A 16,338-nucleotide genomic window follows, 5' to 3' on the forward strand; every position below is an offset into this window, starting at 1 on the left:
CTCGGCCGCAGCCAGCCCGCCAAGCCTGAAGGGTCGCCGTGGCCATGCATGAGGCAGCAGTGAAGTTCGAAGTACCGCTGAGAGCGGTACCTGCGGAAGCAGCGTTCCTACTGCCCGATGACCTCGTATTGATTGCCGAGAAGTTCCTCGCCTACGCCAGGGGCGCCAGGGGCGCCAGCAACCGCCTGACCCACGAGGAGGAGCGTTACCTCTTGGGGCGCTATATCCACACCTCCGCCCACTGGGTGCCAACCGCCGGTCTGCTGCTCAACAAGCCGACCAATCAACGGCTGGCCTACAACCAACGACCTCAAGAGGGTTACCCGGAATGACATGGCGTCTATTGATCGCCCTCCTGCTGCTCCTGCCGCTGAACGGCTGTGCCAGCAGCGTTTCTCGCCTGCCCTATCCCACCTGGTACATCGGCGCTGGCGCGCCACGGCATATGGAAGTCTGGGTAGAAAGCATTGATGTCGTCGATCGCCGCAACCTAGCCTTTGAGCGCGTGTATGGCGGGGTGGTGGGTTACTCGGCCCAAACAGAAGGCTGGTGGCAAGGCGGTAATGGCACCAAACCCGTCAACAACGTCGACCTGCCCAATATCATCTTCGTGCGCTGGCAATCCCTGGTGGAGCCCCAGGTCTACAAGTTGCGCATTGATATCCCAGAGTGGGTGCGGGAGGAGATGGTCAAGCCACAGCGCACGGTCTGCGTCCATTCCACCCAGGAAGTGACCCGCTTCCGCCATGACATCTCCCTCGGTCTCGCACCTGGCGGCATCGTCAAGGTCTGGGTGGGAGGGCCCTGCCTCAAAGGTAAGGAAATCGGCCGTTTCGTTGGGGTAGTCGAACGCAAGGGACCTAGTCAGGGGCAGACGGGCGGGAAATACGCCTGGCCTGAACTGGAGCCTGCGAGCAAGGCCTATATCGAACAGCACGGCATTCCCTATGACTCCTGGTAAGCCGCTCCGCCGCTAACGTCCAACGCGCCTGGCCAGACTTCAACCGAGTCCGGGTAGGCCTTCCCACTGCGATGATGCAGGTGCCGCAAGCCCTCTACGACGCATGGAACGGTGACAGCCCCCTTGCCCAGCCCCTATCCTTGCCCTCCACCCGCCTGTAGGCACCGTTCCCGCTTTACCAAGGATTCCGCCATGCCCCATGAAGGCAGCTCGTTGCAGGTCGCCGTCGTCTTCCTGCTCGCCGCCGTCCTCGCCGTTCCGCTCGCCCGTCGCCTGCACCTGGGCGCGGTGCTCGGTTATCTGTTTGCCGGTCTGTTCATCGGCCCGTCCGTGCTCGGGCTGGTGAATGACCCGCAGAGCGTCGCCACGCTGTCCGAGCTGGGGGTGGTGCTGTTGCTGTTCATCATCGGCCTGGAGCTTTCGCCCAAGCGCCTGTGGGTGATGCGCCGCTCGGTGTTCGGCGTTGGCCTGGCCCAGGTGCTGTTTACCGGGGCCTTGATCGGCAGCGTGGCCGGGTTCGGCTTCGCCCAGAGCTGGCAGGCCTCGGTGGTGCTGGGCCTGGGCCTGGCGCTGTCGTCCACGGCGTTCGGCCTGCAGATCCTCGCCGAGCGCAAGGAGCTGACCAGCCCCCACGGGCGCCTGGCCTTCGCCATCCTGCTGTTCCAGGACATCGCGGCGATCCCGCTGATCGCCCTGGTGCCACTGCTCAGCGGCTCGGCCACGCCGGAGCAAGACGGCGGCGGCCTGCGCCACCTCGCCGAGGTGGTGGGCAGCATCGGCCTGGTGATCATCGGTGGCCGCTACCTGCTGCGCCCGGTGTTCCGCGTGGTGGCCCGCACCGGCCTGCAGGAGGTGTCCACCGCCACCGCGCTGCTGGTGGTGATCGGCACCGCCTGGTTGATGGAGGAAGCCGGCGTGTCCATGGCCCTGGGCGCCTTCCTCGCCGGCTTGCTGCTGGCCGACTCGGAATACCGTCACGAACTGGAAGCGCAGATCGAGCCCTTCAAGGGCCTGCTGCTCGGCCTGTTCTTCATCAGCGTGGGCATGAGCACCGACCTCGGCCTGCTGCTGCGCCAGCCGCTGCTGGTGCTGTGCCTCACCCTGCTGCTGGTGGCCTGCAAGTTCCCGGTGCTGTACCTGGTGGCGCGCGTGGCGGGCCGCCTGGTGCGTCAGAGTGCGCTGCGCCTGGCGGTGGTGCTGGCCGCCGGCGGCGAGTTCGCCTTCGTGGTGTTCAAGATGGCCCGCGAACACCGCCTGGTGGATGCCGACCTGCACGGCTACCTGGTGCTGGCCATCACCCTGTCCATGGCCATGACGCCCCTGCTGATCCTGCTGGTGAGCCGCTTCGCCAAGACAGCGCCGGCCCCCGTGGAGGTGCCTGAGGAGTACCAGCGCATCGAAGGCGACACCCCGCGCGTGGTGATCGCCGGCACCGGGCGCATGGGCCAGATCATCGCCCGTGTGCTGCACGCCCAGCGCGTGCCCTTCCTGGCGCTGGACACCTCGGTGGAGACCATCGAGCTGTCCCGGAGCCTGGGCCGCATTCCGATCTTCTACGGCGACCCGCTGCGCCCGGAGATCCTCCGCGCCGCCAAGGTGGACAAGGCCGAGTTCTTCGTCATCGCCACCGACGACCCGGTCACCAACCTGCGCACCACCGAACTGGTGCACCGGCTCTACCCGCACCTGAAGATCATCTCCCGCGCCCGGGACCGCCAGCACGTGCATCAGTTGCTCGACCTGGGCGCCATGCCGGTGCGCGAGACCTTCTATTCCAGCCTGGAGATGGCCCGGCAGATCCTCCTCGCCATGGGCCTGCCGCCCGAGCAGGCGGAGGCGCGCATCCGCCGCTTCCAGCGCCACGACGAGGAAGTCCTGGCAGCCCAGTACAAGGTCCACGGCGATACGGCTGCCATGCTGCAGACCGCCCGCGAGGCCCGTGCCGAGCTGGAAACCCTGTTCGACGCCGACCGCATCGAGGACCAGGCGGTCAAGTAGCCGCCCCGCGTCCCGCCCTCCCCGCGCCGCCCGGTCCACCCGGCGGCGCTGCCTTCCTTCACCCCCATCCCCCGCAGTCCAGAGCGGCCGAACGGCTTTCGGACTCGTCCCATGTGAGCGGTCCGACCCCGGCGGCATTCTGGCCCCAGTCCCGAGATGCAGGGACTGGAGAAGACCCCATCGACCCCACGCCTGCATCGAGGGCTCCTTTAAGACCTATCCACAAGGACCTTCAACGCATGCGCAAGCAGAGCCTTCGCAAACTCCCCCTGGCCCTGGCCGTCGGCCTCGCCACCCTGGCTTCCCAGCAGGCCATCGCCCACGGCTACATCGAAATCCCGAAATCCCGCTCCTTCATGTGCGCCTCCACCGGCGGCAACCTGAACGCCAGCTGCGGCGACGTCCAGTACGAACCCCAGAGCGTTGAATACGCTCCTGCGGTCGACCATCACCTGAGCGGCAAGTGGTGCGGCGGTACCTTCCGGGAATGTGGACCGGCAGAAGGCACCATTGCCGCAGGTGGCATCAAGCGCTTCAGCGAGCTGAACGAGCAGACCGCCACCCGCTGGAGCAAGACCACCATCAAGCCCGGCCTGCAGGACTTCACCTGGTTCTACACCCAGGGTCACGCCACGGCCTACTGGCAGTTCTACATCACCAAGAAGGACTGGAACCCCAACCAGCCGCTGACCCGCGACGCCTTCGAAGCCACGCCGATCGCCCACGAGCAGTTCGTCCCGGGTGTACATGAGCGTCCCCAGGCCAACGGCAGATCCGTTCACAAGGTGAATGTGCCGGCTGACCGTAGCGGCTACCACGTGATTCTCGCCACCTGGCGCGTAGGCGACACCGACGCCACCTTCTACCAGGCCATCGACGTGAACATCGACAACGATCAGGCCGGTGGTGGCGAAACCCCGCCGCCCGCTCCGGAGTGGAACCTGATCGGTGCCGTGCAGCCGGAGCCGCTGAGCGTCGGCGATACCGTGATCCTGCGCGCATTCGACAAGAGCACCCAGCTGAACACCGTCGAGCTGAAGATCACCACCGCTGAACAGGCCCAGGCCAACACCTGGCCCTTCCTGCTGGCCCAGAAGGTCAACGCCGGCGACTACGGCTACAAGCTCGGTGAACTGAACACCGCTGGTGAGATCGTCCCGAACTACGGCCGCAACGGCATCCACGTGAAGGCCGACAGCAAGGTCACCAACGTCGAAGTCCAGAAGGACAAGCCCTCCGTTCCGGGCTCCCTGAACCTGACCGGCCTGGCCTCCAGCTACCAGATCAAGGACGGCAAGGCTGACCTGCACTTCAACGCCATCGCACAGGGCGGCGAGTACCAGATCAAGGCCACCGTGCTGAACACCAAGGGCGAGACCATCGCTCACAAGGAAGCCGCGCCGGGCAACACCCCGCACATCCACATGGCTCTGAACAACGTGGAAGCCGGCGAACATGACCTGGTGGTCGTGGCCACTCCGAAGAAAGGCGAGCTGCTGCAGCAGACTCACCGCTTCACCCTGATTGCCGAGCCGGGTAACGGCGGCGGCGAGAACCCGGGCGAAGGCGGTGGCGAGAACCCCGGCAACGGTGACTACGACTTCGTCTTCCCGGATGGCCTGCAGAGCTACAAGGCCGGCACCACCGTACTGGCGAAGGATGGCAACACCTACGAGTGCCTGCCGTTCCCGGCCAGCGGCTACTGCAAGCAGTGGACCAGCGGTTCCACCCAGTTCGAGCCCGGCAAGGGCACCCACTGGAACATGGCCTGGAAACGCAAGTAACCCGAGCCTGCAACAAAAGGAGCGTGGCGCCTGGCGCCACGCTCCTCTTCGTTTCAATGGGAACAGCGCCCCTGTCCACGACGCCTGGCTCGTGTGCTGCACCCACGTCCCGCCCACAGCGCTGCTGACTCCGTTCTTCGTGCTGCGCATCGGCCATGCCCAGGCCGCATCCCGATCTTCTGAGGGCCTGCTGCGCCCGGAACCCTTCTTGGCGACGCGGCCAGCTTGCTGCAGCCCCGCACTCGTCACACTGTCCGGCCCTCCCGGCGGTACAGCCTCCTTCCCCATACCTGCCGTCCTGAGCGGCCGAACGGCTTTCGGACTCGTCCAATGTGAGCGGTCCAGGCCCGACGGCATTCTGACCCCAGTCCCGAGATGCGGGGGCTGGAGAAGACATGATCGACCCCACGCCTGCATCGAGGGCTCCTTTGAAACCTACCCACAAGGACCTTCAACACATGCGCAAGCAGAGCCTTCGCAAACTCCCCCTGGCCCTGGCCCTGGCCATCGGCTTCGCCACCCTGGCGTCCCAGCAGGCCCTCGCCCACGGCTACATCGAAAGCCCGAAAGCCCGCTCCTACATGTGCGCCTCCACCGGCGGTGCCCTGAACGCAGGCTGCGGTCAGATCCAATGGGAACCCCAGAGTGTCGAATACCGTCCGGGCTCCGACTTCCACCACGGTGGCAAGTGGTGCGGCGGTTCCTTCATGGAGTGCGGCCCGGCTGACGGCACCATCGCCGCTGGCGGCCACGACAGCTACGCCGAGCTGAACGAGCAGACCGCCACCCGCTGGGCCAAGACCACCATCAAGCCCGGCCTGCAGGACATCACCTGGTTCTACACCGCTGGCCACGCCACCGCCTACTGGCAGTTCTACATCACCAAGAAGGACTGGAACCCCAACCAGCCGCTGACCCGCGACAGCTTCGAAGCCACCCCGCTGCTGCACGAGCCCTACGTCGAAGGTGTGAGCGTGCGCCCCCAGGGCCAGGGCAGAACCACCCACCGCGTGAACGTCCCGGCTGACCGCAGCGGCTACCACGTGATTCTCGCCACCTGGCGCGTAGGCGACACCGACGCCACCTTCTACTCCGTCGTCGACGTGAACATCGACGGCGACCAGACCGGTGGTGGCGAAACCCCGCCGCCCGCTCCGGAGTGGAACCTGATCGGTGCCGTTCAGCCGGAAGCCCTGAGCGTCGGCGACACCGTGACCCTGCGCGCCTTCAGCAAGACCGGCCCGCTGAACACCGTCGAGATGAAGATCGCCACCGCCGAACAGGCCCAGGCCAACACCTGGCCCTTCCTGCTGGCCCAGAAGGTCAACGCCGGTGACTACGGCTACAAGCTCGGTGAACTGAACGCCGCTGGCGAGATCGTCCCGAACCACGGCCGCAATGGCATCCACGTGAAGGCCGACAGCCAGGTCACCAACGTCGAAGTCCAGAAGGACAAGCCCTCCGTTCCGGGTTCCCTGAACCTGACCGGTCTGTCCTCCAGCTACCAGATCAAGGACGGCAAGGCTGACCTGCACTTCAACGCCATCGCACAAGGCGGCGAGTTCCAGATCAAGGCCACCGTGCTGAACGCCAAGGGCGAGACCATCGCTCACAAGGAAGCCGCGCCGGGCAACACCCCGCACTTCCACATGACCCTGGACAAGGCTGAAGCCGGTGCACACGACCTGGTCGTGGTCGCCACGCCGAAGAAAGGCTCCCTGCTGCAGCAGACCCACAGCTTCACCCTGATTGCCGAGCCGGGTAACGGCGGCGGCGAGAACCCGGGCGAAGGCGGTGGCGAGAACCCCGGCAGCGGTGACTACGACTTCGTCTTCCCGGATGGCCTGCAGAGCTACAAGGCCGGCACCACCGTACTGGCGAAGGATGGCAACACCTACGAGTGCCTGCCCTTCCCGGCCAGCGGCTACTGCAAGCAGTGGAACAGTGGTTCCACCCAGTTCGAACCCGGCAAGGGCTCCCACTGGAACATGGCCTGGAAACGCAAGTAACCCGAGCCTGCAACAAACGGAGCGTGGCGCCTGGCGCCACGCTCCTCTTCATTTCCCTGGGAACACCGTTCATGTCCACTGCTCGTTACTCGCGTCCCCGCGCCCTGCTGCACTGGGGTTCGGCGCTGGTCATCCTCTGGGCCACCGTCACCGGCTTCGCCAATGCTCTGCTGGATGTCCCGGCGGCCCTGTCCGAGGCCATCGGTTTCATCAACGTCTCGCTCACTGCGCTGCTGATCCCGTTCTTCGTGCTGCGCATCGGCTACGCCCTGGCCCAGCCCGGCCCTGACGACATCGCCCACGGCAACGGCCTCGGCCAGTTCCTCGCCAAGGCGGGCCACCTGGCGCTGTACATCGCCACCGCCCTGGTGCTCGCCACCGGCGTGCTGATGATGGACCGCCCCATCGACCTGTTCGGCCTGGCCACCCTGCCGCAGCCGTTCGCCGAGCCGGTACTCATCGAATTCTTCAACAGCAGCCATCGCCTGTTCTGCGTGGTGCTGGCCCTGCTGGTGGCCGGCCATATCGGCGCCGTGGTGTTCCATCAACTGCGCGGCCACGCCGTGCTCGACCGGATGAAGCCCTGAGCCATGCTGCCGTCGCTGCGTCCCGACCTCCGCCTGCCGCTGCGCCGGGCCCTGCTGGCCCTGGCCGTGCTCGCCCTCGCTGGCTGGCTGGCCTGGCTCGCCCGGGATGCCTGGCATGCCCGCCAGGCCCTGGCCGCCGAGCTGGCCCAGCCGGCCCCCAGCGCCGCCGCCCCGGTGGCTGCCGAGGCCGCGCCGCTGGACAGCACCCTGGTGGCCCTGCTGTTCGGCGTGCTGCCCGCCAGCGGTAGCCCCGAAGAGGCCGCCGAAGACGCCAGCACCAGCCTCTCGCTGGTGCTGATGGCGAGCCTGGCCGAACGCGGCGAGGCCGACTCCCGCGCGCTGATCGCCGGCCCGTCGGGCAGCGCCTTCTACCGCATCGGCGACCGTTTGCCCGGCGGCGCCGTACTGCGTGCCGTCGCCCCCGACCACGTGCTGCTGCAGCACGGCGGGCGCGACTACCGCCTGGGTTTCCCGCGCCCTGAAACCCGCCTTTTCGTACCCCGTCCGCCTGCGGCCGAAACCGCACACGGGGCCCCCACCCACACGCCGGAGACCCGACCATGAAACTGCCCCGCGTGACCGGCGCGCTGCTGGTGCTTGGCACCCTGCTCGCCCCCCTTCCCGCGTTCGCCGAACGCAACGAATCCCGCCAATGGACGCTGAACATGAAGGACGCCGAACTGCGCGACCTGGTCAGCGAAGTCGGCGAAATCACCGGCAAGACCATGGTCCTCGACCCGCGCATGAGCGGTAAGGTCACCGTGCAGTCCAGCAGCGCGCTGGACCAGGCCGGCATCTACTCGCTGTTCCTCACCGTACTGCGCAGCCAGGGCTACGCCGCCCTCGACCAGGGCGACCGCGTGCTGATCGTCCCGGTGGCCGACGCCAAGACCAAGGCCAGCGGCAGCGAGCAGGCGGCCGACGACGAGTTCGTCACCGAGGTCATCCCGCTGCGCAACGCCACCTCCGCCGAAGTGGCCGCCGTACTGCGCCCGCTGGTGGCGGTGGACGCCTACGTCGCCCCCTCCAGCAGCTCCAATGCCCTGGTAGTGACCGACAGCGCCAGCAACGTCGGCCGCATCCGCTCCCTGGTGCGCGAGCTGGACAGCGCTGGCGAGCGCGCCTTCTCCACCCTCGGCCTCAAGCACGCCTGGGCCACCGACCTGGCCGCCACCCTCACCGAGAGCGTCAACCAGGGCAGTGGCGCCCCGGCAGGCGCCCGCGCCATTGCCGATGCCCGCAGCAACCGGCTGATCCTGGTCGGCCCGAGCCAGGCCCGCGAGCAGATGGCCACCCTCGCCCGCCAGCTGGACGTGCCCGGCAACGCCAACGACGGCACCCGCGTGGTGCGCCTGCACCACACCGACGCCAAGCAACTGGCCGACCTGCTCTCCGGCATCGGCAAGCGCATGGAAGTGGGCAACGGCGGCAAGGAAGGCCGCGCCGGCTCCATCCTCATCAGCGCCGACGAAAGCCAGAACGCCCTGGTGCTGATGGCCGAACCGGCCCAGCTGGCGACCCTCGACGCGGTGATCGCCCAGCTCGACCGCCCCCGTGCCCAGGTGCTGGTGGAAGCGGCCATCGTCGAAGTCAGCGGCGACATCAACGACGCCCTCGGCGTGCAGTGGGCCGGCCGTGGCAGCGACGCCGGCGGTTCCATCCAGTTCGGCGGCAGCGGCCTGACCATCGGCTCCCTGCTGGGCACCCTGCAGGACGGCAAGCGCCCCACCCTGCCCGACGGCGGTGTGATCGGCGTCGGCAGCGGCCACTTCGCCGCCCTGGTCACCGCCCTGTCCAGCGACTCCAACAACAACCTGCTCTCCACCCCCAGCCTGCTGACCCTGGACAACGAACCGGCGGAGATCCTCGTCGGCCAGAACGTGCCCTTCCAGACCGGCTCCTACACCACCGACGCGGCCGGGGCCAACAACCCCTTCACCACCGTCGAGCGCCGCGACATCGGCGTGACCCTCAAGGTCACCCCGCACATCAACGAGGGCAACAGCCTGCGCCTCAAGGTCGAGCAGGAGAGCTCCGAGCTGGCCGCCGCCCCGCCGGGCATCACCACCAGCGACGCCATCACCAACAAGCGCGCGATCAAGAGCACCATCCTCGCCGACGACGGGCAGATCATCGTCATCGGCGGCCTGATCAAGGACAACGTCAAGACCCAGGTCAGCAAGGTGCCGCTACTGGGCGACATCCCCCTGATCGGCGGGCTGTTCCGCTCCACCAAGGAGGTCACTGAGAAGACCAACCTAATGGTCTTCCTGCGCCCCACCCTGCTGCGCACCAGCGAGGAGAGCGGCGAACTCGGCCAGCGCAAGTACAACGACCTGCGCAACCTGCGCAGCAACGACCGCGGCCCCAGCGGGCTGCTGCTGCCCAGCGACCCGCGCCAGCTGTTCGACAACGACGGTGGCCAGGTGCTGGACATGCGCGGAGCCAAGGGGCGATGAGCAGCGCGCGCCTGCCCTTCAGCTACGCCCGGCGCCACGGCGTGCTGCTGCACGGCGGCGAGCTGCTGTGCCGGGCCGGCGCCGAGCTGGCGATCCTCGCCGAGGTACGCCGCCAGCACGGCAGCGCCCTGCGCCCCCGGGTGCTGGACGCCGAAGCCTTCGCCCAGGCCCTGGCCAGCCACTACCAGGACGGCCAGAACGACGCCCGCGAAGTGGCCGACGGCCTGGGCGATGCCATGGCCGGCCAGGACGACCTGGCCAGCCTCGCCGAGCAATTGCCGCAGACCACCGACCTGATGGAGCAGGAGGACGACGCCCCGATCATCCGCCTGATCAACGCCATCCTCGCCGAGGCGGTGAAGGCCAAGGCCTCCGACATCCACCTGGAGACCTTCGAGCGCCACCTCTCCGTGCGCCTGCGGGTGGACGGCCTGCTGCGCGAGATCCTCCAGCCCCGCCGCGAACTGGCCGGGCTGCTGGTGTCGCGGATCAAGGTCATGGCGCGGCTGGACATCGCCGAAAAGCGCATCCCCCAGGACGGCCGCATCGCCCTGCGTATCGCTGGCCACGAAGTGGACGTGCGCGTCTCCACCCTGCCCTCCACCCACGGCGAACGGGTGGTGATGCGCCTGCTGGACAAGCAGGCCGGCCGCCTCGACCTCAGCCGCCTGGGCATGGACCCCGGCACCCGCAGCCGCCTGGAAGGCGCCCTGGCGCGTCCCCACGGCATCCTGCTGGTCACCGGCCCCACCGGCTCGGGCAAGACCACCACCCTCTACGCCGGCCTGGCCAGCCTCAACAGCCAGACCCGCAACATCCTCACCATCGAGGACCCGGTGGAGTACCACCTGCCCGGCATCGGCCAGACCCAGGTCAACACCAAGGTGGACATGACCTTCGCCCGGGGCCTGCGGGCCATCCTCCGCCAGGACCCGGACGTGGTCATGGTGGGTGAGATCCGCGACCACGAAACCGCCGAGATCGCCGTGCAGGCCTCCCTCACCGGCCACCTGGTGCTCTCCACCCTGCACACCAACAGCGCCGTGGGCGCCGTCACCCGCCTGGTGGACATGGGCGTCGAGCCCTTTCTGCTGTGCAGCTCCCTGGTGGGCGTGCTGGCCCAGCGCCTGGTGCGAGTGCTCTGCCCCCACTGCAAGCAGCCCGGCCCCGCCGACGACGCTGCCTGCGAGCACCTCGGCCTCGACCCGCAGGCGCGCCCCACGCTCTGGCACCCGGTGGGCTGCGATGCCTGCCAGCACAGCGGCTATCGCGGCCGCCAGGGCCTCTACGAACTGGTGCTGCTGGACGAGGCCCTGCGCCAGCTGATCCACCAGGGCGCCGGCGAGGCCGAACTGACCCGCCACGCCCGTCGCCACGGCCCCAGCCTGTTCATGGACGGCCGCGACAAGGTGCTGGCCGGCGTGACCAGCCTCGAAGAACTGCTGCGCGTCACCCGGGAGGACTGAGATGGCCGCCTACGAATACCTCGCCATGGACCCGGGCGGCCGCAAGCTGCGCGGCGTGCAGGAAGCCGACAGCGAGCGCCAGGCGCGCCAGTTGCTGCGCGAGCGCAACCTGGTGCCGCTCAAGCTCAGGAACCACCGGGGCAGCACCCCGCGCGAGGGCGCCCCGGGGCGCAACCGCCAGGGGCTGTCCACCGCCGACCTGGCCCTGCTGACCCGCCAGCTGGCCACCCTGGTGCAGGCCGCCCTGCCCCTGGAAGAGGTGCTCGCGGCGGTCGCCGCCCAGTGCGAGAAGCGCGCCCACCAGGCCATGGTCCTGGCCATCCGCGCGCGGGTGCTGGAAGGCCACGGCCTGGCCCGCGCCATGGCCGAGTTCCCCCGCGCCTTCCCGGCGCTGTACCGCGCCACCGTGGCCGCCGGGGAGCGCGCCGGCCACCTGGCCCAGGTGCTGATGCAACTGGCCGACTACACCGAGGCCCGCCAGGCGGCGCGACAGCAACTGCAGCTGGCCATGCTCTACCCCAGCATCCTGCTGGTGGCGGCCTTCGGCATCGTCGGCTTCCTGCTCGGCTTCGTGGTGCCGGACGTGGTCAAGGTGTTCATCGACAGCGGCCAGGAGCTGCCCGCCCTGACCCGCGGCCTGATCGCCGCCAGCGCCGGCCTGCAGGCCCACGGCCTGCTGATGTTGCTGCTCGTCGCCGGCGCAGCGGTGGGCGTGCACCTGGCCCTGCGCCGCCCCGCCACGCGCCTGGCCTGGCACGGCCTGCAGCTGCGCCTGCCGGTGGTGGGCAAGGTGCTGCGGGCGAGCAACTGCACCCGTTTCACCAGCACCCTGGCCATCCTCGGGCGCAGCGGCGTACCGCTGGTGGACGCCCTGGAAATCGCCGCCGAAGTGGTGGCCAACCAACGGATTCGGACGAGTCTCAAAGACGTGGCGCGCTCGGTGCGAGAAGGTGGCGGCCTGACCCGGGCACTGGAACGCAGCGGCCACTTCCCGCCGATGATGCTCTACCTGATCGCCAGCGGTGAGCGCTCCGGCGAGCTGGACGCCATGCTCGACCGCGCCGCCACCCAGCAGGAAACCCAGCTGGCCAACCGCATCGCCATGCTCGTCGGACTGTTCGAGCCGGCGATGCTGGTGTTCATGGGCGCCAGTGTGCTGCTCATCGTCCTGGCGATCCTGATGCCCATCCTCAGCCTCAACCAACTCATCACCTGAAGGCAGGCACACCCATGCACACCCGCAACCGGCAACGGGGTTTCACCCTGATCGAAATCATGGTCGTCGTGGTCATCCTCGGCGTCCTCGCCGCACTCGTGGTCCCGCAGATCATGAACCGCCCGGACCAGGCCAAGGTCACCGCCGCCCGCAGCGACATCAAGGCCATTGCCATGGCGCTGGACATCTACAAGCTCGACAACCACGGCTACCCCAGCACCCAGCAGGGCCTCGAAGCGCTGGTCAGCAAGCCCAGCGGCACCCCGGCCGCGCGCAACTGGAACCCCGACGGCTACCTCAAGCGCCTGCCCGTCGACCCCTGGGGCAACCCCTACCAGTACGTGGTGCCCGGCAGCCGTGGCACCGCCTACGACCTGTTCTCCTTCGGTGCCGACGGCCGTGCCGGTGGCGAAGGCCTGAATGCCGAGATCGGCAACTGGGACCTCTGATGCAGCGCTGGCACCACCGCACCCCGCCGGCTCGCCAGGGCCGAGGCTTCACCCTGCTGGAAGTGCTGGTGGTGATCCTCATGGTCGGCCTGCTGGCCAGCACCCTGACCCTCGCCCAGAGCGACCACGGCCCGCAGCACGCCAAGCGCGAAGCCGAGCGCCTGCGCAGCCTGCTCGGCCTGCTGCGCGAGGACGCCATGCTGGAGCGCCAGGAACTGGGCGTGCGCATCGAACCCGACGGCTACTCCGTGCACCGCCTGGACGCCGACGGCCGCTGGATTCCGGCCAGCGACTACCGCCCGCAGCAGTTGCCCGACAGCCTGCGCCTGCACCTGGAACTGGGCGAGCAGGCCCCCGGCCTGGGCGCCCCCGTGCCCGGCCCCGGCCCGCAGCTGCTGGTGCTCTCCAGCGACGAGCTGACGCCCTTCAGCCTGCAGATCGAACTGCGCGGCCGGCCGGTGCTGGAGCTGTCCAGCGGCGGCCTGGAGGAGGTGCGCGTTGAAACGCTCTGACGGCTTCACCCTGCTGGAAGTGATGGTCGCCCTGGCGATCTTCGCCACCCTCTCCGTCGCGCTCTACAGCGCCGCCACCCACGTCGCCCGCAACAGCGCCGGGCTGGTGGAGCGCAGCCTCGCCAGCTGGCTGGCGGACAACCGCCTCAACGAACTGCGCGTCGGCCTGCTGGCGCCGCAGATGGGCCACCGGGAAGAGCGCATCGCCTTCGCCGGCCGCGAATGGCTGCTGGCCGTGGAAGTGGGCAACGCCCCCGACCCGCGCCTGCTGGAAGTGGACGTGGCCGTCGCCGTGCCCGGCCGGCCGCCGGTGACCCGCGCGCGCCTGAACGGCTTCATCGAGGCCCGCCCATGACCCAGCGCGGCTTCACCCTGCTGGAAGTGCTGATCGCCATCGCCCTGTTCAGCCTGCTCGGCCTGGCCAGCTACCAGCTGCTGCAGCGGGTGCTGCACAGCGAACAGCGCATCGAATTGCACGAACAGCAACTGCGCAGCCTGCAGCGGGCCCTGGACATCCTCCAGCGCGACCTCTGGCAGGCCGTGCCCCGCCCCCTGCCCGACGACCCCAGCCGGCGCCAGGCGCTGATCGGCCGAGACGACCGCCTGCGCCTGCTGCGCGGTGGCGCGGCCAACCCCCTCGGCCAGCCCCGCAGCGACCTGCTGCTGGTGAGCCACCAGTGGGAAGACGGCGAATGGTGGCGCGAATTCCGCAACCCCGACGACGGCGCCACCCGCCGCCAGCGCCTGCTGCAGGGCGTCACCCTGCTGCGCCTGGGCTACATCGACGCCCAGGGCGCGCGCCACGACAGCTGGCCCGCCACAGGCGGCGCCCTGGCCTTGCCGGCCGCCGTGGACCTGGTGCTTGACGCACCGGGCTACCCGGAGCTGCGCCGGGTGATCCTCCTGCCCGGTAGCGAGGGCCAGCGTGATGACTGAACACCGCCAGCGCGGCGTCGCCCTGCTCAGCGTGCTGCTGGTCACCGCCCTGGTGACCCTGGTGGTGGCCGACATGCTCGCCCGCCAGCGCCTTAGCCTGGCCGCCACCGCCCGCCAGCTGGATCAGCAGCACCTCTGGCAGATGGCCCTGAGCGGCGAGACCTGGGCCCGCCAGCAACTGCGGGACGACCTGGCCAACCGCGAAGACCCGCCCCAGGTCCACCTGGGCCAGGGCTGGGCACGCACGCCACAGCGCTGGGACCTGGGCAGCGGCCAGGTGCAGGTACGCATCGAAGACCTGGCCGGCCGCTTCGACCTCGACCACCTGCGGGTCGGCCGCAGCGACCTGCAGCGCGCCCGCTACCAGCGCCTGCTGGCCCAGCTCGACGTGCCCGCCCACGACCCCGCGCGCCTGCCCACCCGGCCCGGCCCCGGCGGCAAGGCCCAGGGCCTGCTGGATGCCAGCGAGCTGCTGCGCCTGGGCGACCTCGCCCCCCAGGACTTCGCCCGCCTGGCGCCCCACGTGGCCACCCTCGGCGGCGCGTCCCTCAACCTCAACACCGCTTCGGCGGTGCAGCTGGCGAGCCTGGAAGGCCTCGACCCGTCCCTCGCCCGCACCCTGGTACAGGCACGCCCCGCCGACGGCTGGGCCACGGTGCAGGACTTCCTCGAACTGCCCCTGCTGCAGGGCCGCGAAGTGCGCGCCCCCGGTCTTGCCGTGGACAGCCGCTTCTTCCGCATCCATCTGCTGGCCGAGCTGGGCGACCGCCGCCTGCACCTGGCCAGCGACCTGCGCCTGGAACAGGACGGGCACCTGCGGGTGCTGCGTCGCCAGGTGCTCCCATCCCCTTCAACGACGGAGTGACCCCCGTGCACGCCTGGCTCCACCTGTCCACCCCCGCCGCCGACAGCCCCGCCACCTGGTGGACGGCCACCGGCGCCCCCGCCCAGGGCAACCTGGAGCAGGCCGCCGAGGCACTGGCCGGCCACGCCCTGACCCTGCTGCTGCCCGCCGAGGCTGCCAGCCTGCACAGCGTCGAGGTCCCGGCGCGCAGCGGCCGCTGGCTGCGCCAGGCGGTGCGCTCCGCCCTGGAAGAACGCCTGCTGGACGACCTGGACCGCCTGCACCTGGCCCAGGGGCCGCTGCAACAGGGTCGCCAGTGCCGGGTGATCGCCCTCGACCGCGCCTGGCTCAGTGCCTGCCTGGAGCGCCTGTCCGCCGTGGGGCTGACGCCCCGGCGCATCCACCTCGACGCCGACTGCCTGCCCCCAGGCCAACCCCTGGCCCTGCGCTGTGCCGGTCGCTGGCTGGTGGGCGGCGCACCCGGCCTCTGCGGTGCCCTGGACGACGAAACCCTGGCCGCCAGCGCCGCGCTGCTGCCCAGCGACCTGCAACAGCGGGACGACGAACCCTGGGCGCTGCTGGCCGAAGGCAGCCGCCAGGCCATCGACCTGCGCCAGGGCGAGTTCGCCGGTGGCGACCGCCGCGCCATGCCCTGGGGCACCCTGGCCCTGCTGCTGGTGCTCGCCGGCAGCGGCCAATGGCTACACGACCGCATGCAGCGCCAGGCCCTGGAGCAGGCCACCGCCACCCTGGAGGCCGAGAACCTCGCCCAGTGGCAGGCCCGCGTGCCCGACGAGCCCCGCGTGGTGGACCTGGAGCGCCAGGTGCGCGCCCGCCTGGCCAAGGCCGATCAGCCCGACGCCGACCTGGCCCGCAACCTGGAGCACCTGGCGCGCACCTGGAGTGCCGGCGGCGGCGCCCTGGCCAAGGTCCAGCGGCTCGACTACCAGGCCGGCGAAGGCTGGACCCTGCGGGTCGGCAGCGCCTCATTCGCCGACCTCGAACGCCTGCGCGAAGGGCTCACCGGCCAGGGCCTGGCGGTGCAGTCCGACGCCGGCGCCCGTGACGCCCAGGGCGTCAGCGCGCGCCTGCAGATCGCCACCCCCTGACCCGAGGA

General features: G+C 69.5%; 16 protein-coding genes. All 16 read left to right on the forward strand.

The genetic code is table 11. The features are described from left to right. The first annotated feature begins 59 nt into the window (after positions 1–59). The 16 genes from FBY21_RS05735 (at position 60) to gspL (ending at position 16,330) form a co-directional block, all read left to right on the forward strand. On the forward strand, positions 60–332 hold the full coding sequence (locus FBY21_RS05735; RefSeq protein WP_142009344.1) for a hypothetical protein: 273 nt from the start codon (positions 60–62) through the stop codon (positions 330–332). Beyond that, a complete protein-coding gene (locus FBY21_RS05740) occupies positions 329–961 on the forward strand; it encodes a DUF2931 family protein (RefSeq protein ID WP_142009346.1) in 633 nt (210 codons plus the stop codon). Before FBY21_RS05735 ends, FBY21_RS05740 begins: the two co-directional genes overlap by 4 nt. 192 nt (positions 962–1,153) lie before the next feature. Beyond that, positions 1,154–2,959: a monovalent cation:proton antiporter-2 (CPA2) family protein gene (locus tag FBY21_RS05745; RefSeq protein ID WP_142009349.1), complete on the forward strand. Its 1,806-nt coding sequence runs from the start codon at positions 1,154–1,156 to the stop codon at positions 2,957–2,959. Positions 2,960–3,198: 239 nt separating this feature from the next. Then, on the forward strand, positions 3,199–4,743 hold the full coding sequence (gene gbpA, locus FBY21_RS05750) for an N-acetylglucosamine-binding protein GbpA (RefSeq protein ID WP_142009351.1): 1,545 nt from the start codon (positions 3,199–3,201) through the stop codon (positions 4,741–4,743). Positions 4,744–5,201: 458 nt separating this feature from the next. Further along, positions 5,202–6,752, forward strand: a complete 1,551-nt coding sequence (gene gbpA / locus FBY21_RS05755; protein ID WP_142009353.1) for an N-acetylglucosamine-binding protein GbpA — start codon at positions 5,202–5,204, stop codon at positions 6,750–6,752. Positions 6,753–6,823: 71 nt separating this feature from the next. Then, positions 6,824–7,339, forward strand: coding sequence for a cytochrome b (locus tag FBY21_RS05760; RefSeq protein ID WP_044411827.1), 516 nt, complete (start codon positions 6,824–6,826; stop codon positions 7,337–7,339). A 3-nt stretch (positions 7,340–7,342) separates the two neighbouring features. Continuing rightward, the gene (locus FBY21_RS05765) at positions 7,343–7,903 is read left to right on the forward strand and encodes a type II secretion system protein N (RefSeq protein ID WP_142009356.1); all 561 of its coding nucleotides are present in this window, start codon (positions 7,343–7,345) and stop codon (positions 7,901–7,903) included. Further along, a complete protein-coding gene (gene gspD / locus FBY21_RS05770) occupies positions 7,900–9,798 on the forward strand; it encodes a type II secretion system secretin GspD (RefSeq protein WP_142009358.1) in 1,899 nt (632 codons plus the stop codon). The genes FBY21_RS05765 and gspD overlap by 4 nt, the downstream gene beginning before the upstream one ends. Beyond that, positions 9,795–11,264 (forward strand): type II secretion system ATPase GspE, encoded by a 1,470-nt coding sequence (gspE, locus tag FBY21_RS05775; RefSeq protein ID WP_142009360.1) that lies wholly within the window; start codon positions 9,795–9,797, stop codon positions 11,262–11,264. The genes gspD and gspE overlap by 4 nt, the downstream gene beginning before the upstream one ends. 1 nt (position 11,265) lies before the next feature. Continuing rightward, positions 11,266–12,480, forward strand: a complete 1,215-nt coding sequence (gene gspF / locus FBY21_RS05780) for a type II secretion system inner membrane protein GspF (protein WP_044411834.1) — start codon at positions 11,266–11,268, stop codon at positions 12,478–12,480. A gap of 14 nt (positions 12,481–12,494) precedes the next feature. After that, positions 12,495–12,929, forward strand: a complete 435-nt coding sequence (gspG, locus tag FBY21_RS05785; RefSeq protein ID WP_044411837.1) for a type II secretion system major pseudopilin GspG — start codon at positions 12,495–12,497, stop codon at positions 12,927–12,929. Next, complete coding sequence (gene gspH, locus FBY21_RS05790) at positions 12,929–13,441, forward strand: type II secretion system minor pseudopilin GspH (protein WP_142009363.1); 513 nt, start codon at positions 12,929–12,931, stop codon at positions 13,439–13,441. Before gspG ends, gspH begins: the two co-directional genes overlap by 1 nt. Continuing rightward, the gene (gene gspI, locus FBY21_RS05795) at positions 13,428–13,796 is read left to right on the forward strand and encodes a type II secretion system minor pseudopilin GspI (RefSeq protein WP_074971450.1); all 369 of its coding nucleotides are present in this window, start codon (positions 13,428–13,430) and stop codon (positions 13,794–13,796) included. The genes gspH and gspI overlap by 14 nt, the downstream gene beginning before the upstream one ends. Further along, positions 13,793–14,377 (forward strand): type II secretion system minor pseudopilin GspJ, encoded by a 585-nt coding sequence (gspJ, locus tag FBY21_RS05800; RefSeq protein WP_107330976.1) that lies wholly within the window; start codon positions 13,793–13,795, stop codon positions 14,375–14,377. Before gspI ends, gspJ begins: the two co-directional genes overlap by 4 nt. Further along, a complete protein-coding gene (gene gspK, locus FBY21_RS05805; protein WP_263011438.1) occupies positions 14,370–15,242 on the forward strand; it encodes a type II secretion system minor pseudopilin GspK in 873 nt (290 codons plus the stop codon). The genes gspJ and gspK overlap by 8 nt, the downstream gene beginning before the upstream one ends. A gap of 5 nt (positions 15,243–15,247) precedes the next feature. Further along, a complete protein-coding gene (gene gspL / locus FBY21_RS05810) occupies positions 15,248–16,330 on the forward strand; it encodes a type II secretion system protein GspL (RefSeq protein ID WP_142009368.1) in 1,083 nt (360 codons plus the stop codon). The last annotated feature ends 8 nt before the right edge of the window (positions 16,331–16,338 follow it).

The organism is Pseudomonas sp. SLBN-26, from assembly GCF_006715895.1.
In the GTDB taxonomy this organism is placed as follows: domain Bacteria; phylum Pseudomonadota; class Gammaproteobacteria; order Pseudomonadales; family Pseudomonadaceae; genus Metapseudomonas; species Metapseudomonas otitidis.